Source organism: Streptomyces saintjeani (genome assembly GCF_055409605.1).
On record NZ_CP189624.1, the window covers coordinates 6741610 to 6761516 of the forward strand.

Genomic DNA, 19907 nt, shown 5'->3' on the forward strand with positions numbered 1-19907 from the left:
AACTATCGCTCCTGCTGGTGGGTGGGGCTCGGGAAGCTGTCTGTCTGCCCGCTCCCGGCCTGACGGCCCTGAGCGATGCCCCGACGGAGGTTGGTCAGCCGGCCGCGCACGTCGTCCGGCGCGCGCGAGACCTGCGGACCCGCCTGGTGCTGTTGCTGCTGCGCCGTGCCCGGCACGAGGTTCGCCCGGGGCACCCGGCGCGGCAGGCCGGAAGTGGTGATCCCGCCCGAGGCGGGCTGACGCACCCGCTCGGCCTGCCGGACCAGATCGTCGTTCGGAGTGGCCCGCCAGGATGACGAAGCCGCCGTCGCCGGAGCGGCGGCAGGCCGCTGCGGAGCAGCCGGGGCGGGCGCGGGGGTGGGAGCCGGCGCCGGAGCGGGTGCCTGAGCCTGCGGCTGCTGCGGCACCCCCTGCGCCTGACCGCCCTGCTGGTGGAACCAGTTCGTCTCCAGCGTGTCGTACAGCGGAGTACGACCGTCCCCCGGACCTGCCGGCGGCAGTGCCTCCGGCTCGGGCCGGACGGCGGGACGCTGAGGCGCGGCGGCGTACCCGTTGGCCCGTCCGGGCAGCGCGTGCTGACCGGCCGACGCGTCGTACCCCTGCTGCCGCGCCGGGAACTGCCCGGTGTCCTGCGGGGTGTTCGGCACGGGGTTCGTCCCGAAGACGTCCGTCCGCACGAACTGCCCACTGTTGTCGGCATTGTTGGCGTTATTGGCGGGCTCCTGCCCGGTACGCCCGAACTGGCCCCCGGCGTCGCCCGGTTGCCCCCCGCCGATGGCCGGGAACTGGCTCGTCGCCTGGAAGTCGTCCTGCGTACCCCGCCGGTCGCCCTGCGGAGCACCCAGCGCCGGGAACTGGCCCGTGTGCTGTGCGCCGTTGACGTCGGCCCGCCCGAAGTCGCCCTCGACGCGGGGTATTTCGGCGGTCGACCCGGGCCCTTCGATGCGCGGCAGCTGCGAGGTGCGCGCCACATCGGGCTCGTCGTGCCCGCGCGGCGCGTCCAGCGCCGGGGTGCGCGCGTTCTCGTCGCCCCAACTCGGCGTACGGGGCTGGGGGTTGCCGCCCGGCAGCTCGGCCCGGGCGCCACCGCGCGGCGGGAGCTGCGGCTGCCGGCCACGGCCCTGCTCGCCCTGGCCGCCACGGGAGTCCTGGCCACCGCGGGAGTCCTTGCCGCGCGGGGTCCGCGAACCGCCGCCGAACATGTCCTGGCCCTGCTGCCGGCCCGGCTGTCCCTGCGGCGGCGCGGCCTGGAGCCCGTTGAAGGAACCGGTCCCCGCCGGCGCCGGCGCCGAAGGACGCCCGCCCTGCTGCTGGCCACGCGCCGGAGCGCCGTCCCGCCCGGGCAGCGCGGTCCGCGGACCGCCCCCGAGCGCACCGCCACCCGGACCCGCACCGAACCCGGCACCCGGACCGGCACCGGAACCCGCGCCGAACGCGCCGCCCCCGCCGAAGGCACCCGCGCCGGACCCCGGACCGGCGGGCCCGGAACCGAAGCCGGCCCCCTTGCCGCCGCCCGGCGCACCCGCGCCGGCCGGACCGCCGCCGAACGCGCCGGGAGCACCCTGTCCGGGTCCGCCCTGGCGCCGCGCGGCAGCCGCACCCGCGGCGGCCTGGGCCGCCGCCGGGCCACCGGCCTGCGCACCGCCCTGACCGGGCTTCGGCTGCGGCTTCTTGCCGCCCTGCGCGACGTCGACCGGCAGCATGACCAGCGCGGTCGTCCCACCCGAGTCGGAGGGCCGCAGCTGGATACGGATGCCGTGCCGCTGGGAGAGCCGGCCGACCACGAAGAGGCCCATGCGCCGGGACACCGACACGTCCACGGTCGGCGGCGAGGCGAGCCGCTCGTTGATGGCGGCCAGGTCCTCGGGGGAGAGGCCGATACCGGTGTCGTGGATCTCGATCAGGACGCGCCCGTCGGGCAGCGCGTGACCGGTGACCTTGACCTTGGTCTGCGGGGAGGAGAATGACGTCGCGTTCTCCAGCAGCTCGGCGAGGAGGTGCACGAGGTCGTTGACGACCCGCCCGGCGACCTCGGTCGTCGGCACGGACGACAGCTCGATGCGCTCGTACTGCTCCACCTCGGAGGCGGCGGCACGCAACACGTCGACCAGCGGGACGGGCCGCGTCCAGCGCCGGCCCGGCTCCTCACCGGCGAGGACGAGGAGGTTCTCGCCGTTACGGCGCATACGGGTCGCGAGGTGGTCCAGCTTGAACAGCGAGGACAGCTGGTCCGGGTCGGCCTCGCGGGACTCCAGCTCGGAGATGAGCGAGAGCTGCCGCTGGATGAGGCCCTGCGAGCGGCGCGAGAGGTTGGTGAACATCGCGTTGACGTTCCCTCGCAGCAACGCCTGCTCGGCGGCGAGCCGTACGGCTTCGCGGTGCACGTCGTCGAAGGCCGCGGCGACCTGGCCGATCTCGTCCCGGGAGTGCACACCGACCGACTCGACGGAGGTGTCGACGTCCTGCGGGTCCGACTCGGAGAGCTGCTTGACCAGCTCGGGCAGCCGTTCCTGGGCGACCTTCGTGGCCGTCTCCTGGAGGCGGCGCAGCGAGCGGATCATCGACCGGGCGACGACGAACGCGCCGACCAGCGAGACGCCGAGCACCATCAGGATCAGCACACCCGAGATGATCGCGTCGCGCTCGGTCTCGTTGCGCAGCTCACGAGCCTTCTGCTCCATGTCGTCCAGGAGCTGCGACTCGATGTTCTTCATCTGCTGGAGCTTGGTGCCCGAGGCGTCCAGCCAGTCCTGGTACGACCGCTTGTCCTGCGACTCCAGACCGGAGTTGGAGGCGTAGGCGCGGTTCGCGTACTGGTCGGCCTCCTCGATCGTGGCGTTGCCGGACTCGATCGGCTTCAGCAGCTCCTCGGCGCCCTCGTCGCCGTAGATCGAGCGGAAGATCGCGAGCTCGGAGTCCTCGCCCTCGACCGCGGTCTCGCCGTAGTTGCGGTCGTTGTCGCTGAGATCGCCGAAGGTCTTGTTGTTCGCCGGGAGCGCGGCCGTCAGCACGGCGCGCTGGATCGACGAGTACTCCTTGGCGGAGGAGAACGCGGCGAGCGCGCGGGTGCGCTGGATCATCTCCGGGTTGGAGGTGGCCTCGGCCATGTCCTGGGAGAGGTCGACGAGCCGGGTGATCAGCCGGTGGTAGCCCTCCACCGTCTGCATCGCGTTGCCCTGCGCGGCGTACGCCGTGGAGCGCAGCTTGGCCAGGTTGCCGAGGTCGCCGACCAGGCCGACGAGGTTGTCGCGGACGCCCTGGAGGTTGCCGTTCTTGCTGGTGGCGTCGATCTCCTCGGACGCGTTGACGAACGCGTCGAGCGAGCGGTCCGTCGTCGTGCGCAGGCCCTTGACGGTGGCGTCGTCCGCCCTGCCGCCGTGCGCGAGGGGGCCGGCCGAGCGGTCGCGCTCGTTCTGGAGGGCGATCGACAGCTCGGTCGCCTGCTTCGTCATGTCGGTCAGCAGCCGCATGTTGTCGAGCTGCTGGATGTCCTCCATGGACTGGTTGATGCGCAGCGCGCCGAGCGTGGTGGCGGCGACCACGGGGAGGGTCAGCAGGGCCACCAGGCGCGTGGAGATACGCCAGTTGCGCAGCGCGACGCGGTTGCCGGAGTCGCCCTTGACGGCCTTGGCCGGGGGTATCGGGGGTATGGAGGTGGGGGTCACCGGGGTGGTGGGAGCGCCGGGGCGGCTCTTGCCGTCGCCTGCCTGGGCGGGACCCGGGTTCTGGGCGTGCTGGGGGGAGGAGCTGACTGTCTTCGCTCCAGTCCCGCCGCGCGGCTCCGGCCCTGCCGGGGCGCTGCCGTCCCTCTTGAATCGTCCCTGCACTAGCGTCGCAACCTCTGGACCAGGCGCCTTCCCGAATGAACGGACAAGGCGGTGTCGGCGTCTTGAGAGGCGCCCTGACTGCGCCCCCCGGGATGGTCGTTGAGTGACCCGGCGCTGGTTCCCCCTATCTCGCCGCCACTCGGCGCTTCTGTGCGCCCCCTGCGCGCCGGCTCGATCCCGCGGCGGTCCGTGAGATTCCAGCACAGTGCCGGATCTCCAACAAGGTTTGGTGGCCGGGCTGTGACATCCGTGACAGTGCGTACGGAGGGGATCACCCGTCGTCGATTTCTATCCGCCCTAAAGTGTGCGAACCCCGGCAAACCCTCCAAGTGATCAAGGTGTCCCAGTCGCCATGATCAGGAGCGGAATGACAGCTTCAGTCAGACAATGTCCGCTTCGTTACGTTCACTTGCGGGCCTGAATTGACCGGTTTGACAGCTGTTCCGTGAGCAAACTCACACGCCCTCGGGCAGGCCCCCCGCGACTTCCCCGGGAATGCCATGTTTAGCCTGACGCTTTACAGATTCGGCATATCCGACACGAGCCAGTGGAGCCCTCGCCCATGTCCCGCAAGACCGCCAACCCCCGCCGCACCACCCTGGTCCACCTGAAGGACGCCGGCGAGCTGGAGACCCCGGTCCAGGAACACTCTGTCGACCTCCCCGCCCAGACCGCGAACCCGCGGCGCACGATCCTCATGGAGCTGCCGGACAGCGTCTCCGCGCAGTAGTACGCACGAAGATCGCCGAAAGCTCAGACGGCCCCCGCCGCTCCGCAAGGGACGAGGTGGGGGCCGTCTCGCGCGTTAGCCTGGGGCGTCAGACTCCAGCCAGCAGAAGGTAAAGGGGCGCGAGGATCCCGTGCGCATCGCCAGGTTCTCCATCGACGGCAACGTCGCGTTCGGCGCGGTCGAGGGTGACAAGGACGACGAACTCGTCCTCGACATCATCAAGGGCATCCCGTTCGCCGAGTTCGAACTCTCCGGGACCAAGGTCCCGCTGAGCAAGGTCCGGCTCCTGCCGCCCGTGCTCCCCAACAAGGTCGTCGCCTTCGGCCGCAACTACGCCGAGCACGCCCGCGAGCTGGGCAACGAGGTACCCGACGCTCCCTTCGCCTTCTTCAAGCCCTCCACCTCGGTGATCGGCCACGGCGACGCCATCCAGTACCCCGGCTTCTCCTCCGAGGTCCACCACGAGGCCGAACTCGCCGTCGTCATCGGCCGGATGTGCCGCGAGGTCCCCCGCGAGCGCGTCAAGGACGTCATCCTCGGCTACACCTGCGCGAACGACGTCACCGCCCGCGACGTCCAGAAGCGCGAGAAGCAGTGGGCCCGCGCCAAGGGCTTCGACACCTCCTGCCCCCTCGGCCCCTGGATCGAGACGGACCTCGACCCGAGCGACCTCACCATCCAGCTCACGGTCAACGGCCAGCAGCGCCAGCTCGGCCGCACCAGCGAGATGATCACCCCGATCGAGGACCTGATCGTCAACATCACCGAGGCCATGACCCTGCTCCCCGGAGACGTCATCCTCACGGGCACCCCGGCCGGCGTCGGCCCCCTGGAGACCGGCGACGAGGTCGCCGTCACCATCGAAGGTATCGGCACACTCACCAACAAGGTTGTCAAGCGTGACTAGCGCCCCCGTCCGTGTACGTTTCTGCCCCTCCCCGACAGGGAACCCCCACGTCGGCCTCGTCCGCACGGCCCTGTTCAACTGGGCTTTCGCCCGCCACCACCAGGGCACGCTCGTCTTCCGCATCGAGGACACGGACGCGGCCCGCGACAGCGAGGAGTCGTACGGCCAGCTCCTGGACGCGATGCGCTGGCTCGGCTTCGACTGGGACGAGGGCCCGGAGATCGGCGGCCCGCACGCGCCCTACCGCCAGTCCCAGCGCATGGACCTCTACAAGGACGTCGCCCGCAAGCTCCAGGACGCCGGCCACGCCTACCGCTGCTACTGCTCCACCGAGGAGCTGGACGCCCGCCGCGACGCCGCCCGCGCCGCCGGCAAGCCCTCCGGCTACGACGGCCACTGCCGCGACCTCACCGACGAGCAGAAGGCCGCGTACGAGGCCGAGGGCCGCGAGCCGATCGTCCGCTTCCGGATGCCGGACGAGACCATCACGTTCACCGACCTGGTCCGCGGCGAGCTGACGTTCACCCCGGAGAACGTGCCGGACTACGGCATCGTCCGCGCCAACGGCGCCCCCCTGTACACGCTGGTCAACCCGGTCGACGACGCGCTGATGGAGATCACGCACGTCCTGCGCGGCGAGGACCTCCTGTCCTCCACCCCGCGCCAGATCGCCCTGTACAAGGCGCTCATCGAACTCGGCGTCGCCAAGACCACCCCCGAGTTCGGGCACCTCCCGTACGTCATGGGCGAGGGCAACAAGAAGCTCTCCAAGCGCGACCCCCAGGCGTCCCTCAACCTCTACCGCGAGAAGGGCTTCCTCCCCGAGGGCCTGCTCAACTACCTCTCCCTGCTGGGCTGGTCGCTCTCCGCCGACGAGGACATCTTCACGACGGACCAGCTGATCGCGGCGTTCGACATCAAGGACGTCAACCCCAACCCGGCGCGCTTCGACCTGAAGAAGTGCGAGGCGATCAACGGCGACCACATCCGGATGCTGGACGTGAAGGACTTCACCGAGCGCTGCGCCCCCTGGCTCAAGGCCCCCTTCGCGCCGTGGTCCCCCGAGGACTTCGACGAGGCGAAGTGGCAGGCCATCGCCCCGCACGCGCAGACCCGGCTGAAGGTCCTCTCGGAGATCACCGACAACGTCGACTTCCTGTTCCTCCCGCAGCCCGTCGAGGACGAGGCGTCCTGGACGAAGGCGATGAAGGACGGCAGCGACGCGCTCCTCGCCACGGCCCGCGAGAAGCTGGAGGCGGCCGACTGGACGTCCCCCGAGTCCCTCAAGGAAGCCGTCCTCGCGGCGGGCGAGGCCCACGGCCTCAAGCTCGGCAAGGCGCAGGCCCCCGTCCGCGTCGCGATCACCGGCCGCACGGTCGGCCTCCCCCTCTTCGAGTCCCTCGAAGTCCTCGGCAAGGAGGCGTCGTTGGCCCGCATCGACGCGGCCCTCGCCAAGCTCGCGGCGTAAAGGGGCAGTTCACCGGGGCGGCACCCAACGAGGGTGCCGCCCTCGCCCGTTCCCGGTACCGTCGGATCATGGACATTCGCGCCGTGGTCTGGGACGTGGACGACACCCTCTTCGACTACACGACCGCCGACCGCCTCGGCATGCGGGACCATCTGGCCGTCGAGGGCCTGCTCGACGGGTACGACGACGCCGAGCAGGCCGTTGCCCGTTGGCGCGAGGTCACCGACCTCCAGTGGGCCCGCTTCGCCGCGGGCGAGACCACCTTCGAGGGCCAACGCCGCGACCGCGTCCGGGTGTTCGTGGGCGAGGAGCTGACCGACGCCGAGGCCGACGCCTGGTTCGGCCGCTACCTGGGCCACTACGAGAACGCCTGGACCCTCTTCCCGGACGTCCTGCCGGCCCTCGACGCCCTCGCGGCCAGCCACCGGCACTCCGTCCTCTCGAACTCCAGCATCCACGTCCAGGACCACAAGCTGCGCACGCTCGGCGTCCACGACCGCTTCGAGTCGATCATCTGCGCCGCCGAACTCGGCGTCTCCAAGCCCGAACCCGGTGCCTTCCTCGCCGCCTGCGAGGCCCTCGCCCTGCCGCCCGAGCAGGTCGCCTACGTCGGCGACCACCCCGACATCGACGGCCGGGGCGCGGCCGAGGCGGGCCTGCTCTCCGTCTGGATCGACCGGTACGGCGGCGGCGCGGACGCCGTCGTACTGCCCGGCCGGCACCGGATCGCGAGCCTCGCCGAACTCCCCGCGCTCCTCGGCGCGGATACCCGTTTTGGAGCCCCGTCCACCTTCGGGTAATGTTCTTTCTGCGCCGCCGGGGAGCGGGCCGAAAGGCCGAGAGACCCGGGGGAGCACTACTAGAACAAGATCCCCTTCAGGATTTGCGTTCCAGTGGCCTATGGTGTAATTGGCAGCACGACTGATTCTGGTTCAGTTAGTCTTGGTTCGAGTCCAGGTAGGCCAGCTTGCAGAAGCTCAAAATCTGCATCGCCCCCGTTGTGTAGCGGCCTAGCACGCTGCCCTCTCACGGCAGTAGCGCCGGTTCGAATCCGGTCGGGGGTACTGGTTCCGATCTTGCGTCGGGACTGCTAGGGCCCCCGTTGTGTAGCGGCCTAGCACGCTGCCCTCTCACGGCAGTAGCGCCGGTTCGAATCCGGTCGGGGGTACTGACTGGTCTAAACCATCATTGGTCTATGGTGTAATTGGCAGCACGACTGATTCTGGTTCAGTTAGTCTTGGTTCGAGTCCAGGTAGACCAGCTCCGCCCCCGTTGTGTAGCGGCCTAGCACGCTGCCCTCTCACGGCAGTAGCGCCGGTTCGAATCCGGTCGGGGGTACAGAGAGAAGCCACTCACCTCAGTAGAGGCGGGTGGCTTTTTCGTGTTCCCGCAGGTCGGCGGGGGGAGGAAGGGCCTGCCGCGGCGTTGAGGCCGGCCCTTGTCCCGCTCCGCTGCTCCCGCTGTGACGTCAGCCCGTCCTGCGCAGCGCCTCGGAGAGGCGGGCCGCCGCGTCGATCACGGCTTGCGCGTGCATACGGCCCGGGTGCCGGGTCAGGCGCTCGATCGGGCCCGAGACGGAGACGGCGGCCACGACGCGGTTCGAGGGGCCGCGCACCGGCGCCGAGACCGAGGCGACGCCCGGCTCGCGCTCGCCGATGGACTGGGCCCAGCCCCGGCGCCGTACGCCCGAGAGGGCCGTGGCCGTGAAGCGGGCGCCCTGGAGGCCGCGGTGCAGGCGCTCGGGCTCCTCCCAGGCCATGAGGATCTGCGCGGAGGAACCGGCCTTCATCGTCAGCGTGGAGCCCACCGGTACGGTGTCCCGCAGTCCGGACAGCCGCTCGGCGGCGGCCACACAGATCCGCATGTCACCCTGGCGCCGGTAGAGCTGGGCGCTCTCGCCGGTGATGTCCCGCAGGTGCGTGAGGACGGGGCCGGCCGTCGCCAGGAGGCGGTCCTCGCCGGCCGCCGCCGCCAGCTCCGCGAGGCGCGGGCCGAGAATGAACCGGCCCTGCATGTCGCGCGCGACCATGCGGTGGTGTTCCAGGGCCACGGCCAGCCGGTGGGCCGTGGGTCGAGCCAGTCCGGTGGCCGCGACCAGTCCTGCGAGGGTCGCGGGTCCGGACTCCAGGGCGCTCAGGACAAGGGCTGCCTTGTCCAGGACGCCGACGCCGCTACTGTTGTCCATGCAACGATACTCCCGTCTCACTCTGTGAAACGCAAGTTCATTTTCCCGTGAGACGCGCAACCCTGGGACGTACAGCGCCCGCTGACCGAACGGGCGCGGTGGCGGGTGCCCGGAACAGGGGCGGGCGCCGCTTCCGAGATCTCTAGTTGCGCCGGGACACCACCTGTCCGGCCGGAGGGAAAGCGATGGGTAGGACACTCGCGGAGAAGGTCTGGGACGACCACGTCGTCCGGCGAGCCGAGGGCGAGCCCGACCTTCTCTTCATCGATCTGCACCTGCTGCACGAGGTGACCAGTCCCCAGGCGTTCGACGGGCTGCGTCAGAACGGCCGCCAGGTCCGCCGCCTCGACCTGACCATCGCCACCGAGGACCACAACACCCCGACCCTCGACATCGACAAGCCCATCGCCGACCCGGTCTCCCGGGTCCAGTTGGAGACCCTGCGCAAGAACTGCGCCGAGTTCGGTGTCCGCCTGCACCCCCTGGGCGACATCGAGCAGGGCGTCGTCCACGTCGTCGGCCCCCAGCTCGGTCTCACCCAGCCCGGTATGACGGTCGTCTGCGGCGACTCCCACACCTCCACGCACGGCGCCTTCGGCGCGCTCGCGTTCGGGATCGGCACCTCCCAGGTGGAGCACGTGCTGGCCACCCAGACGCTGCCGCTGGTCCGCCCGAAGACCATGGCCATCACGGTCGACGGCGACCTGCCCGACGGCGTCACCGCCAAGGACCTGATCCTCGCGATCATCGCGAGGATCGGCACCGGCGGCGGTCAGGGCTACGTCCTGGAGTACCGCGGCTCCGCCATCGAGAAGCTCTCGATGGAGGCCCGGATGACCATCTGCAACATGTCCATCGAGGCCGGCGCCCGCGCGGGCATGATCGCCCCCGACGAGACGACGTTCGCCTACCTCAAGGACCGCGCGCACGCCCCCGAGGGCGACGACTGGGACGCCGCGGTCGCGTACTGGAAGACCCTGAAGACCGACGAGGACGCGGAGTTCGACGCCGAGGTCGTCATCAAGGCCGGGGAACTCTCCCCGTTCGTCACCTGGGGCACCAACCCCGGCCAGGGCGCGCCCCTTTCGGCGGACGTCCCCGACCCGGCTTCGTACGAAGACGCATCGGAGCGCCTCGCCGCCGAAAAGGCCCTGGAATACATGGGGTTGGAGGCAGGGCAGCCGCTGCGGTCCATCACGGTGGACACCGTCTTCGTAGGTTCGTGCACCAACGGCCGCATCGAGGACCTGCGCGCCGCCGCCGAGCTCGTCAAGGGCCGCAAAGTCGCCGACGGCGTACGGATGCTGGTCGTCCCGGGCTCCGCGCGCGTGGGGCTCCAGGCCGTCTCCGAGGGTCTGGACGTCGTGTTCAAGGAGGCCGGCGCCGAGTGGCGGCACGCGGGCTGCTCGATGTGTCTGGGCATGAACCCCGACCAACTGGCCCCCGGTGAGCGCTCCGCGTCCACCTCCAACCGCAACTTCGAGGGCAGGCAGGGCAAGGGCGGCCGTACGCACCTGGTCTCGCCGCAGGTCGCCGCCGCGACCGCCGTACTGGGCCACCTGGCCTCGCCCGCCGACCTGTCCGACGCCCCTGTCGCCGCTGGAGTCCGATAAGCCATGGAAGCATTCACCAAGCACACCGGCCGGGCCGTCCCGCTGCGCCGCTCCAACGTCGACACCGACCAGATCATCCCCGCCCACTGGCTCAAGAAGGTGACGCGGGACGGCTTCGAGGACGGGCTCTTCGAGGCGTGGCGCAAGGACCCGGAGTTCGTCCTCAACCGGCCCGAGCACGAGGGTGCGACCGTCCTGGTGGCCGGCCCCGACTTCGGCACCGGCTCCTCGCGTGAGCACGCGGTGTGGGCGTTGCAGAACTACGGCTTCAAGACGGTCGTCTCGTCCCGCTTCGCCGACATCTTCCGCGGCAACTCCCTGAAGAACGGCCTGCTGACGGTCATCCTCGACCAGAAGACCGTGGACACGCTGTGGGCGCTCGTGGAGAGCGACCCGCAGGCCGAGATCACCGTCGACCTGGAGGCGCTCGAAGTGCGCGCGGAGGGCATCACCGCCTCCTTCGAGCTGGACGAGAACGCCCGCTGGCGGCTGCTGAACGGGCTGGACGACATCTCCATCACCCTCCAGAACGAGGCCGACATCGCGGCGTACGAGGCGAAGCGCCCCTCGTACAAGCCGCGCACGCTCCAGGTCTGAGCGCCAGAGCGAGTTTCGGCCACCGAGAGCCACGCCGTACCCCCGATCCGTCCGATCGGGGGTACGGCGTTTTCTGCACCCGTTCGGCCCCGCACATCTCCTCCAAATCTTCCCAACTTCCCACGTTAAAGGGGTGGTTGACTGGGTACGCGACCGCTGTGGACACGACGTCCAACAGTGCTCGGACGACTGTTTGAGGCGGCAGTTGCACCCCTGGCGGGCGACAACTCGCCCCAGATGGCACAATCTGTGCATGGAACACGACGGCCAACTCACGCTCTACCAGGCCGTCGCGGACCAGCTCAAGGAAGCGCACAGAAGGGTGCGCGCACTGCAAGTCCCGGAGGGCGTACGGATGGCGCTGACCCGGAAGCTGCTGGTCATTACGGCCGCGGCCAAGCACGATCTCGCCGATGCGGCAAGGCGGCTGGAGCTGTTCATGACGGATCTCGACGAGGGGCGAATCCCCGGCGAGGAACGCTGAACAGCCCAATGCGGTCGAGTCCGTTGCGGCACAAGGGTGATAAGCCCGTTTCGTGTTTGATTTGCGGTATACATCTGCCTAACGTGCGAAAAAGCCTGGACACTTTCGTTCCAGCAATGTCTCCGAAGGGGAAGACGTGAACAAGGCGCAGCTCGTAGAAGCGATTGCCGACAAGGTCGGCGGCCGTCAGAACGCCGCCGAGGCGGTCGACGCGGTTCTGGACGCCATCGTCCGCGCGGTCGTCGCGGGGGACCGGGTCTCGGTCACCGGCTTCGGTTCGTTCGAGAAGGTCGACCGCCCGGCGCGGTACGCCCGCAACCCCCAGACGGGCGAGCGGGTCCGGGTCAAGAAGACCTCCGTCCCGCGCTTCCGTGCGGGCCAGGGTTTCAAGGACCTGGTGAGCGGCTCGAAGAAGCTCCCGAAGAACGAGGTCGCGGTCAAGAAGGCGCCCAAGGGCAGCCTGAGCGGCACCGCTTCGGCGACGGTCAAGAAGGCCGCGGCGAAGAAGGCCACCACCAAGAGCGCCGCCGCGAAGAAGGCCGCGCCCGCGAAGAAGGCGGCCACCGGCAAGACCGCCGCGGCCAAGAAGACGACGGCCAAGAAGGCCACCGCGAAGAAGGCCGTCGCCAAGAAGGCCCCGGCGAAGAAGGCCCCGGCCAAGAAGTCGGCCGCTCGCAAGACCACCGCGAAGAAGACGGCGGCCAGCTAGGCGCGGGACTGACGGCGGTACTCACGCGTCGGGCCGGACTCCCACATCTCGTGGAGTCCGGCCCGCGGTGTGTTCGGAAGCGTTCTCAGAACGTCTGGAGCGTCACCAGGGTGATGTGCGGGGCCTCGCTCGGCCCCTGCGTCTCGATGCGCACCCGCTGGCCCACCCGCAGCAGCCGCAGGCCGCCCGCGTCGAACGCCTCCGCCCCGAAGGGGAGCGGGGTGCCGTCGTCCAGGAGGACCTGGCCCGTACGGGTCGCGGGGTCGTAGGTGTAAGCCGTCGCCTGCATGGGGGCAGCCTACTGGCCGGGTTCACTGGCCGGGTTTATTGGCCCGGTTTATTGGCCGGGGGTCAGGAGGCGGGCGGTCGCGGTGGTGGTGCGGGGGCCGACGCCCAGGGTCAGCGCCGCCCGCAGGTCCTCGCCGGTGTCGACGTCCTGGCGGACCGAGTCGACGGCGGGCAGGAGGAGTTCGGCCGCTCCCGAGGTGCGGTGCAGGAGGCGGGAATCCGGGCCGAATGCGGGGAGCAGAAGGTGGCCCGGAGTCGCGGCCAGCAAAGTCGTGCCGATCCCCGCGGCATCCGGCAGGAATGCGCGGGGGAATTCGGCGGCGGCGTCCAGGACCCGCGTCAATTCACCGGGGCGCAAAGCCGGGAGATCGGCGTTCAGGGCCGCGAGAGGCGTTTTCGGGCGCACAGCGCGTACGGCGCTCTCCCCGTGCGCCAGAGCCGCGTTCAGGCCCGCGCGCGGGGTGTCGGGGACGATCCGGGCGCCCAGCGCCCCGAGTTCGCGCCCGGCCAGCGGGTCGTCCGTGACGACCGCCACATCCCGTACGGCCGCCGAGGCCAGCGCCGCGGCCACCGTGTCCTGGGCGAAGGCCAGCGCGAGCGCCGGCCGCACCTCGTCGCCCGCCGTGTCCGACAGCCTGCTCTTGGCGCGCGCGAGGGGTTTCAGGGGGATGACCAACGTCCACTGCACCGGCTTACCGTCCCTTGCTCGTCGCGGTCATTGTCACCCGGCTGCAACCTTGCCCATCTGGCGGTTCTTCCTTCGGGGCGTACGGTGTTCTCGACAGGCCGGCCTGCCGGGGCCACACTTGTGCGGCTCCCGGCCGCCGGAACGACGTGAACAGGCCCGGGGAAGTCCTGGCTCCTGGAGGAAGAGGTAGGTGTCCGCGTGCCCCGCCGCAGAATCGGCTTCTGGTACCGCTTCGCCGCGGTGATCTGCAAACCACTGCTGGTGCCTCTCCTCAAGCGGGACTGGCGCGGAATGGAACACATTCCGGCCGAGGGCGGATTTATCACCGCGGTGAACCACAATTCCCACATCGATCCCTTCGCGTACGCGCACTTCCAGTACAACACCGGACGTATGCCGCGTTTCCTGGCGAAGAGCGCCCTTTTCCGGACGGGATTCGTCGGCGCCTGGATGCGGAACACGGGCCAGGTCCCCGTCTATCGGGAGTCCACCGACGCGCTCAGCGCCTTCCGGGGCGCGGTGGCCGCGGTGGAACGCGGCGAGTGCGTGGTGTTCTACCCCGAGGGCACGCTCACCCGCGACCCCGACGGCTGGCCGATGACCGGCAAGACCGGCGCCGCGCGCGTGGCGCTGGAGACGAAGTGCCCCGTCGTGCCGATCGCGCAGTGGGGCGTCAACGAGGTGCTGCCGCCGTACGCGAAGAAGCCCGAGCTGTTCCCGCGCAAGACCCATCACGTGCTCGCCGGGCCGCCGGTGGACCTCTCGGCGTACTACGGCAAGGAGATGACCCCCGACCTCCTCAAGGAGGTCACCGAGGTCATCATGGCCGCCGTCACACGCCAGTTGGAGGAGATCCGCGGCGAGAAGGCGCCCGAGACGCCGTACGATCCGCGCCGGGAGCGGATCGAGCAGCGGCGCCGTACCGAGGCGCAGCACGGCCACGAAGGAGAGATCGGCAAGTGAGCGAGCCCGTCAAGGCGGCAGTCCTCAGCGCAGGTTCATGGGGGACGGCGTTCGCCGTGGTCCTCGCGGACGCGGGCTGCGAGGTGACGTTGTGGGCGCGGCGCCCCGAGGTCGCCGAAGCCATCAACTCGGCGCGGCAGAACCCCGATTACTTCCCCGGGCTCGAACTCCCCACGCGGGTACGGGCGACCACGGACCCCGCCGAGGCCATGGCCGGCGCCGACTTCACCGTCCTGTCGGTGCCCTCGCAGACGCTGCGCGCCAACTTGGCCGACTGGACACCCCTGTTGGCGCCCGACACGGTCCTCGTCTCCCTCATGAAGGGCGTCGAACTCGGCACGACCATGCGCATGAGCGAGGTCATCCAGGACGTCACCAAGGTCGCCGCCGAACGCATCGCCGTCGTCACCGGACCCAACCTCGCGCGTGAGATCGCGTCCCGGATGCCGGCCGCCGCCGTCGTCGCCGCCACCGACGAGGCGGTCGCCCAGCGCCTCCAACTCGCCTGCCACACGCCGTACTTCCGGCCCTACACCAACACGGACGTGGTCGGCTGCGAACTCGGCGGCGCCGTCAAGAACGTCATCGGCCTCGCGGTCGGCATCGCCGACGGCATGGGACTCGGCGACAACGCGAAGGGCTCGCTCATCACGCGCGGTCTCGCGGAGACGACGCGGCTCGGCCTCGCGATGGGCGCCGACCCGCTGACCTTCGCCGGGCTCGCGGGCCTCGGCGACCTCGTCGCCACGTGCTCCTCGCCGCTCTCCCGCAACCACACCTTCGGCACCAACCTCGGCAAGGGCATGACCCTCCAGGAGACGATCGCGGTCACCAGGCAGACCGCCGAGGGCGTCAAGTCCTGCCGGTCCGTGCTGGATCTGGCCCGGCACCACGGCGTCGACATGCCCATCACGGAGACGGTCGTCGACATCGTCCACGAGGCGAAGCCGCCGGTGGTGGCGCTGAAGGAACTGATGTCCCGCAGCGCGAAGCCGGAACGGCGGTAGGCGGAGCGGAAGTTCGGGGGTACGGCGGATGCGGTCCCACCCGGCCCCGCACCCCTGCTCCCGTACCGCGTCGCGACGTACCGCGAACGCCCCGCGACGCTCAGCGACAGCGGGGTGGTGGACGCTGACTCGGGGGCTACCAACGGGTACTCTCGTCGCGATATGAGCACCGAGAACCTTCCCCAGAGCCCCCAGGCGCAGCCCGCGCGCAAGCCGCGTGTGGCCGTCGTGTTCGGCGGGCGCAGTTCCGAGCACGGCATCTCCGTGGTGACCGCGGGCGCCGTGCTGCGGGCTCTCGACCGGGACAAGTACGACGTGCTGCCGATCGGCATCACGCGGGAGGGCCGCTGGATGCTCACGGCGGACGCGCCGGAGCGGATGGCGATCGAGGAGCGCCGCACCCCCGAGGTCGCCGACCTCGCGGAGGGCGACGGCGGCGGCGTGGTGCTCCCGCTGGACCCCGCGAATCGCGAAGTCGTCTACAGCGAACCGGGATCCGTGCCGAAGGCGCTCGGTGAGGTCGACGTCGTCTTCCCGGTGCTGCACGGCCCGTACGGCGAGGACGGCACGCTCCAGGGGATGCTGGAGCTGTCCGGCGTCCCGTACGTCGGCTCCGGGGTGCTCGCGTCCGCCGTCGGCCAGGACAAGGAGTACATGAAGCGCGTCTTCACCTCCTTCGGCCTCGCGGTCGGCCCGTACCTGGTGATCCGGCCCCGCGAGTGGGCGCAGGACGAGTCCGGGGCCCGCAAGCGGATCGCCGGGTTCGCGGCGGACCACGGCTGGCCGCTGTTCGTGAAGCCCGCCCGCGCCGGGTCCTCCATCGGCATCACGAAGGTCGACGACGCCTCCGGGCTCGACGAGGCCATCGCCGAGGCGCAGCGCCACGACCCCAAGATCCTGATCGAGGCCGCCGTCAAGGGCCGCGAGATCGAGTGCGGCGTCCTGGAGTTCGAGGACGGCCCCCGCGCCTCGGTCCCCGCGGAGATCCCGTCCGCGCACGCCTACTACGACTTCGAGTCCAAGTACATCGACTCCGTCCCCGGCATCGTCCCGGCCCCCCTGACCCCCGAACAGACCGCCGAGGTCCGCGACTTGGCCGTCCAGGCATTCGACGCGGCGTCCTGCGAGGGCCTGGTCCGGGCCGACTTCTTCCTCACGGACTCCGGCGACTTCGTCATCAACGAGATCAACACGATGCCCGGCTTCACGCCGATCTCGATGTACCCGAAGATGTGGGAGGAGACGGGGGTGGAGTACGGCGAACTGGTGGACCGCCTGATCCAGGCGGCCCTGCGCCGCTCAACGGGCCTTCGGTAGAGGCATTTAGGGGCGCGGGGCTGTGTTCTCTGTGCGGCTCCCGCCGTGTGGGCGCGAACAACCACGACGGCGCCGCACTCGACACACAAGCACCACCCCTGCGGCGCTTAGTCGGCAATTCCCTCCGGTACCGCTTTCTTCATGGCAGGCGCCAGGTCGATCAGCGGCGACATCCCCTCCGCCGCACGGGACTTGGGCAACGTCACCTCGACGTACACCACCCGTAGCGCGCTCGTGAAGCGCACCGTGCCGTTGTCCGGTTTCTCGACCAGCCAGCCGACCCCGTCGGCCTCGCCCGCGTCCGCGCCGTCGTCGTCCATCTTCGGCGGCTTCACCACACCGCACCGCAGTATGATCGCCGGGTCTCCCCAGCCCGCGGTCAGCGGCGACGCGGGCTCGGGGTCCCGGCGCGGCAGACCGTCCACCTTCGCCGGCAGCGCGGCGTCCAGCTTCCGGCATATCTCCGCGGCTTTCGCGGACGGACTGGGAACCGGGGCCGGCGTGCTGTCGTCTGCCGATGAGCAGCCGGCGGCGCACAGCAGGGCGAGGGCGGACAGACCACTGAGCCGGTGACGGAAGAAGTTCACCGGCCAAGGGTAGACGGGGGCTAGAGATGGACGACGGGGCAGGTCAGGGTCCGGGTGATCCCCTCCACCTGCTGCACCTTGGCGACCACCATCCGCCCGAGGTCGTCGACCGTGTCCGCCTGGGCCCGCACGATCACGTCGTACGGCCCCGTCACGTCCTCGGCCTGGACGACGCCAGGGATCGCTCCGATCGTCTCGGCGACGGTCGACGCCTTGCCGACCTCCGTCTGGATCAGGATGTACGCCTGTACCACGGAACCTCCAGGGCGGCCACGAGGATCATGTGGGGAAAAGGAACGCCACGGTATCGCGTCGCCGCGCGCCGAGGGGAGACCCTCGACCCCCGCGCGGGGGTGCGGGCGGGACGAGACCGGCGGGACAGAAGGTGACGGCTCCCTCGACCGTATCGAGGACACTGGTCCCGCGCGACCGGGCGCGGACAGGCAGAGAAGGGGCTCAAGGGCGATGAAGGGCACTGTCGGTGAGCTGGGCGAGTTCGGGCTCATCCGTGAGCTCACCTCCCGGCTCACCACCACCCCGGCGGTCCGCGTCGGCCCGGGGGACGACGCCGCGGTGGTCGCCGCGCCCGACCGCAGGGTCGTGGCCAGCACGGACATCCTGCTGGAGGGCCGGCACTTCCGCCGGGACTGGTCGACCGCGTACGACGTGGGCCGCAAGGCCGCCGCCCAGAACCTCGCCGACATCGCCGCGATGGGCGCCGTACCGACCGCGCTGCTGCTCGGCCTCGTCGTCCCGGCGGAGCTGCCGGTGACCTGGCCGACGGAGCTGATGGACGGCATCCGGGACGAGTGCCAGGTCGCGGGCGCCTCCGTGGTCGGCGGGGACGTCGTACGCGGCGACACGATCATGGTGTCGATCACCGCGCTCGGTGATCTGCGCGGCCAGGAGCCGATCATCCGGGGCGGCGCGCAGCCCGGCGACCTGGTCGCGGTGACCGGCTGGCTGGGCTGGTCGGCGGCCGGGTACGCGGTCCTCGCGCGGGGTTTCCGCTCGCCGCGCGCCTTCGTGGAGGCGCACCGTCGCCCGGAACCGCCGTACCACGCGGGCCCGGCGGCGGCCCGGCTCGGGGCGACCGCGATGTGCGACGTGAGCGACGGCCTGATCGCCGACCTCGGGCACATCGCCGAGGCCAGCAAGGTACGGATCGACATCCGCTCCGAGTCCATCGACATCCCCACGCAGATGAACGACATCGGCCACGCGGTCGGCGTCGACCCCATCCAGTGGGTGCTGACCGGGGGAGAGGACCACGCGATCGTCGCGACGTTCCCGCCGGACGTGAAGCTCCCCGCCCGCTGGAAGGTCATCGGCGAGGTCCTCGGCCCCTCCGCGCTGCCCCAGGTGACCGTCGACGGCGCGCCCTGGACGCGGCAGGGCGGCTGGGACCACTTCGGGGCCGTCGAGTGATCCCCCGCGTCCTGACCGTCGCCGGCTCCGACTCCGGCGGCGGCGCCGGCATCCAGGCCGACCTGAAGACGATGCTCGCGCTCGGCGTGCACGGCATGAGTGTCGTGACGGCCGTCACAGCCCAGAACTCCCTGGGCGTACAAGGTGCCTGGGAGCTCCCCGCCGAAGCCGTCCGCGCCCAGTACCGCAGCGTCGTCGACGACATCGGCGTCCAGGCGGTGAAGACCGGCATGCTGGCCTCGGCGGAACTCGTCGAGACGGTCGCCGAGCTGCTCGCCACGACCGAAGCGCCCGTCGTCGTCGACCCGGTCGGCGTCTCCAAGCACGGTGACGCCCTCCTCGCCGCCTCGGCCCTCGACGCCGTACGCCACCGGCTCCTCCCGGCGGCCACGGTCGCCACCCCCAACCTCGACGAGGTGCTCCAGATCACCGGCGTACGCGTCGAGACGGAGGCGGGGATGCGGGACGCGGCGGCGGCGGTCCTGGTGTACGGGCCGCGCTGGGCGCTGATCAAGGGCGGGCACCTGCCCGGGGACGCCGTCGACCTCCTCACGGACGGCCGCGAGGAGCACTGGCTCAGGTCACCCCGGTACGACAACCGCCACACCCACGGAACGGGCTGCACGCTGGCGTCGGCGATCGCGTCGGGGCTGGCGAAGGGGGCGGCCGTGCCGGAGGCGGTGGCGGCGGCCAAGAGGTACGTCACCGGGGCGATCCGGGGCGGGTTCGCGCTCGGCGGGGGGATCGGGCCGGTGGATCACGGCTGGGCGCTCAAGCGGTAGATGTGCAGAAAGCCGATCCACCCGAAGGTGGATCGGCTCCATGCGGCGAACCAGCAGTGGCCACGCGCTCAGCGGCGAAGCGTCAGCGCGAAACCTTGCCGGCCTTGATGCACGAGGTGCAGGCGTTCACGCGCTTCGGCGTCCCGCTGACCACAGTACGAACGCGCTGGATGTTCGGGTTCCAGCGACGGGACGTACGGCGGTGCGAGTGCGAGATGTTGTTGCCGAAGCCCGGACCCTTGCCGCAGACGTCGCAGTTGGCAGCCACCGGTCACTCCAAAGACTTCAGATGCACTTACGGATGATCCCGGCATGCCGGGATCGAGA

Annotated in this window: 20 protein-coding genes and 5 tRNA genes; 18 read left to right on the plus strand and 7 right to left on the minus strand. The window is 70.6% G+C overall.

What is annotated here, in order from left to right; genetic code table 11:
* Positions 1-2 precede the first annotated feature (2 nt).
* Positions 3-3827, minus strand: coding sequence for a sensor histidine kinase (locus tag ACQCO7_RS30790; RefSeq protein ID WP_464074866.1), 3825 nt, complete (start codon positions 3825-3827; stop codon positions 3-5).
* Between the two features lie 562 nt (positions 3828-4389).
* Between ACQCO7_RS30790 and ACQCO7_RS30795 the strand changes: the two genes are divergently transcribed.
* The 9 genes from ACQCO7_RS30795 to ACQCO7_RS30835 all read left to right on the plus strand — a co-directional run bounded on the left by ACQCO7_RS30795 (position 4390) and on the right by ACQCO7_RS30835 (position 8270).
* Positions 4390-4557: a hypothetical protein gene (locus tag ACQCO7_RS30795; protein WP_010353904.1), complete on the plus strand. Its 168-nt coding sequence runs from the start codon at positions 4390-4392 to the stop codon at positions 4555-4557.
* 130 nt (positions 4558-4687) lie between these two features.
* Complete coding sequence (locus ACQCO7_RS30800; protein ID WP_464074867.1) at positions 4688-5464, plus strand: fumarylacetoacetate hydrolase family protein; 777 nt, start codon at positions 4688-4690, stop codon at positions 5462-5464.
* Positions 5448-6932 carry a glutamate--tRNA ligase gene (gene gltX, locus ACQCO7_RS30805; protein WP_464074868.1) on the plus strand — a complete coding sequence of 495 codons (1485 nt, stop codon included), beginning with the start codon at positions 5448-5450 and terminating at the stop codon, positions 6930-6932. Before ACQCO7_RS30800 ends, gltX begins: the two co-directional genes overlap by 17 nt.
* Before the next feature lie 68 nt (positions 6933-7000).
* Positions 7001-7732, plus strand: a complete 732-nt coding sequence (locus ACQCO7_RS30810) for an HAD family hydrolase (protein ID WP_464074869.1) — start codon at positions 7001-7003, stop codon at positions 7730-7732.
* A 94-nt stretch (positions 7733-7826) separates the two neighbouring features.
* Positions 7827-7898: transfer RNA gene (locus tag ACQCO7_RS30815), tRNA-Gln, on the plus strand.
* Positions 7899-7923: 25 nt separating this feature from the next.
* A tRNA-Glu gene (locus ACQCO7_RS30820) sits at positions 7924-7996 on the plus strand.
* A gap of 31 nt (positions 7997-8027) precedes the next feature.
* A tRNA-Glu gene (locus ACQCO7_RS30825) sits at positions 8028-8100 on the plus strand.
* A 21-nt stretch (positions 8101-8121) separates the two neighbouring features.
* Positions 8122-8193: transfer RNA gene (locus tag ACQCO7_RS30830), tRNA-Gln, on the plus strand.
* A gap of 4 nt (positions 8194-8197) precedes the next feature.
* Positions 8198-8270: transfer RNA gene (locus tag ACQCO7_RS30835), tRNA-Glu, on the plus strand.
* A gap of 130 nt (positions 8271-8400) precedes the next feature.
* Here the strand turns inward: ACQCO7_RS30835 and ndgR are convergent.
* Positions 8401-9117 carry an IclR family transcriptional regulator NdgR gene (ndgR, locus tag ACQCO7_RS30840; RefSeq protein WP_007384919.1) on the minus strand — a complete coding sequence of 239 codons (717 nt, stop codon included), beginning with the start codon at positions 9115-9117 and terminating at the stop codon, positions 8401-8403.
* Positions 9118-9302: 185 nt separating this feature from the next.
* On the opposite strand from ndgR, the gene leuC reads away from it, so the two are divergent.
* From leuC to ACQCO7_RS30860, 4 genes are all read left to right on the plus strand, one after another.
* Positions 9303-10730, plus strand: a complete 1428-nt coding sequence (gene leuC / locus ACQCO7_RS30845; protein ID WP_464074870.1) for a 3-isopropylmalate dehydratase large subunit — start codon at positions 9303-9305, stop codon at positions 10728-10730.
* 3 nt (positions 10731-10733) lie between these two features.
* On the plus strand, positions 10734-11327 hold the full coding sequence (gene leuD / locus ACQCO7_RS30850; protein ID WP_464074871.1) for a 3-isopropylmalate dehydratase small subunit: 594 nt from the start codon (positions 10734-10736) through the stop codon (positions 11325-11327).
* A 253-nt stretch (positions 11328-11580) separates the two neighbouring features.
* Positions 11581-11811: an SCO5555 family protein gene (locus ACQCO7_RS30855; protein ID WP_010353898.1), complete on the plus strand. Its 231-nt coding sequence runs from the start codon at positions 11581-11583 to the stop codon at positions 11809-11811.
* 136 nt (positions 11812-11947) lie between these two features.
* The gene (locus ACQCO7_RS30860; RefSeq protein WP_010353897.1) at positions 11948-12520 is read left to right on the plus strand and encodes an HU family DNA-binding protein; all 573 of its coding nucleotides are present in this window, start codon (positions 11948-11950) and stop codon (positions 12518-12520) included.
* A gap of 85 nt (positions 12521-12605) precedes the next feature.
* Here the strand turns inward: ACQCO7_RS30860 and ACQCO7_RS30865 are convergent, their stop codons facing one another.
* A complete protein-coding gene (locus ACQCO7_RS30865; RefSeq protein WP_464074872.1) occupies positions 12606-12809 on the minus strand; it encodes a hypothetical protein in 204 nt (67 codons plus the stop codon).
* A gap of 48 nt (positions 12810-12857) precedes the next feature.
* On the minus strand, positions 12858-13496 hold the full coding sequence (cofC, locus tag ACQCO7_RS30870; RefSeq protein WP_464074873.1) for a 2-phospho-L-lactate guanylyltransferase: 639 nt from the start codon (positions 13494-13496) through the stop codon (positions 12858-12860).
* A 198-nt stretch (positions 13497-13694) separates the two neighbouring features.
* Here cofC and ACQCO7_RS30875 point away from each other — a divergent pair, with 198 nt between their 5' ends.
* The 3 genes from ACQCO7_RS30875 to ACQCO7_RS30885 all read left to right on the plus strand — a co-directional run bounded on the left by ACQCO7_RS30875 (position 13695) and on the right by ACQCO7_RS30885 (position 16783).
* Entirely contained in the window at positions 13695-14459 is a 765-nt protein-coding gene (locus tag ACQCO7_RS30875; protein WP_464074874.1) for a lysophospholipid acyltransferase family protein, read from the plus strand.
* Complete coding sequence (locus tag ACQCO7_RS30880; protein WP_464074875.1) at positions 14456-15466, plus strand: NAD(P)H-dependent glycerol-3-phosphate dehydrogenase; 1011 nt, start codon at positions 14456-14458, stop codon at positions 15464-15466. The genes ACQCO7_RS30875 and ACQCO7_RS30880 overlap by 4 nt, the downstream gene beginning before the upstream one ends.
* Before the next feature lie 162 nt (positions 15467-15628).
* Positions 15629-16783 (plus strand): D-alanine--D-alanine ligase family protein, encoded by a 1155-nt coding sequence (locus ACQCO7_RS30885; RefSeq protein ID WP_464074876.1) that lies wholly within the window; start codon positions 15629-15631, stop codon positions 16781-16783.
* A 107-nt stretch (positions 16784-16890) separates the two neighbouring features.
* Here the strand turns inward: ACQCO7_RS30885 and ACQCO7_RS30890 are convergent, their stop codons facing one another.
* Both ACQCO7_RS30890 and ACQCO7_RS30895 read right to left on the minus strand, forming a co-directional pair.
* Complete coding sequence (locus ACQCO7_RS30890; RefSeq protein ID WP_464074877.1) at positions 16891-17370, minus strand: DUF3515 domain-containing protein; 480 nt, start codon at positions 17368-17370, stop codon at positions 16891-16893.
* Between the two features lie 20 nt (positions 17371-17390).
* A complete protein-coding gene (locus tag ACQCO7_RS30895; RefSeq protein ID WP_050369289.1) occupies positions 17391-17624 on the minus strand; it encodes an Lrp/AsnC family transcriptional regulator in 234 nt (77 codons plus the stop codon).
* Between the two features lie 211 nt (positions 17625-17835).
* Here ACQCO7_RS30895 and ACQCO7_RS30900 point away from each other — a divergent pair, with 211 nt between their 5' ends.
* Positions 17836-18798 (plus strand): thiamine-phosphate kinase, encoded by a 963-nt coding sequence (locus ACQCO7_RS30900; protein ID WP_464074878.1) that lies wholly within the window; start codon positions 17836-17838, stop codon positions 18796-18798.
* The gene (gene thiD, locus ACQCO7_RS30905) at positions 18795-19580 is read left to right on the plus strand and encodes a bifunctional hydroxymethylpyrimidine kinase/phosphomethylpyrimidine kinase (RefSeq protein ID WP_464074879.1); all 786 of its coding nucleotides are present in this window, start codon (positions 18795-18797) and stop codon (positions 19578-19580) included. Before ACQCO7_RS30900 ends, thiD begins: the two co-directional genes overlap by 4 nt.
* A gap of 82 nt (positions 19581-19662) precedes the next feature.
* Here thiD and rpmB read toward each other — a convergent pair whose 3' ends face one another.
* Positions 19663-19848, minus strand: coding sequence for a 50S ribosomal protein L28 (gene rpmB / locus ACQCO7_RS30910; protein WP_003973430.1), 186 nt, complete (start codon positions 19846-19848; stop codon positions 19663-19665).
* Between the last annotated feature and the right edge of the window lie 59 nt (positions 19849-19907).

Excerpts from the sequence above, each read along its gene's own strand:
- leuD (WP_464074871.1), top strand. The coding sequence starts at position 10,734 with ATGGAAGCATTCACCAAGCACACCGGCCGGGCCGTCCCGCTGCGCCGC.
- ACQCO7_RS30900 (WP_464074878.1), top strand. The coding sequence starts at position 17,836 with ATGAAGGGCACTGTCGGTGAGCTGGGCGAGTTCGGGCTCATCCGTGAG.
- ACQCO7_RS30855 (WP_010353898.1), top strand. The coding sequence starts at position 11,581 with ATGGAACACGACGGCCAACTCACGCTCTACCAGGCCGTCGCGGACCAG.
- ACQCO7_RS30885 (WP_464074876.1), top strand. The coding sequence starts at position 15,629 with ATGAGCACCGAGAACCTTCCCCAGAGCCCCCAGGCGCAGCCCGCGCGC.
- leuC (WP_464074870.1), top strand. The coding sequence starts at position 9,303 with ATGGGTAGGACACTCGCGGAGAAGGTCTGGGACGACCACGTCGTCCGG.
- ACQCO7_RS30865 (WP_464074872.1), bottom strand. The coding sequence starts at position 12,809 with ATGCAGGCGACGGCTTACACCTACGACCCCGCGACCCGTACGGGCCAG.
- ACQCO7_RS30810 (WP_464074869.1), top strand. The coding sequence starts at position 7,001 with ATGGACATTCGCGCCGTGGTCTGGGACGTGGACGACACCCTCTTCGAC.
- ndgR (WP_007384919.1), bottom strand. The coding sequence starts at position 9,117 with ATGGACAACAGTAGCGGCGTCGGCGTCCTGGACAAGGCAGCCCTTGTC.
- ACQCO7_RS30795 (WP_010353904.1), top strand. The coding sequence starts at position 4,390 with ATGTCCCGCAAGACCGCCAACCCCCGCCGCACCACCCTGGTCCACCTG.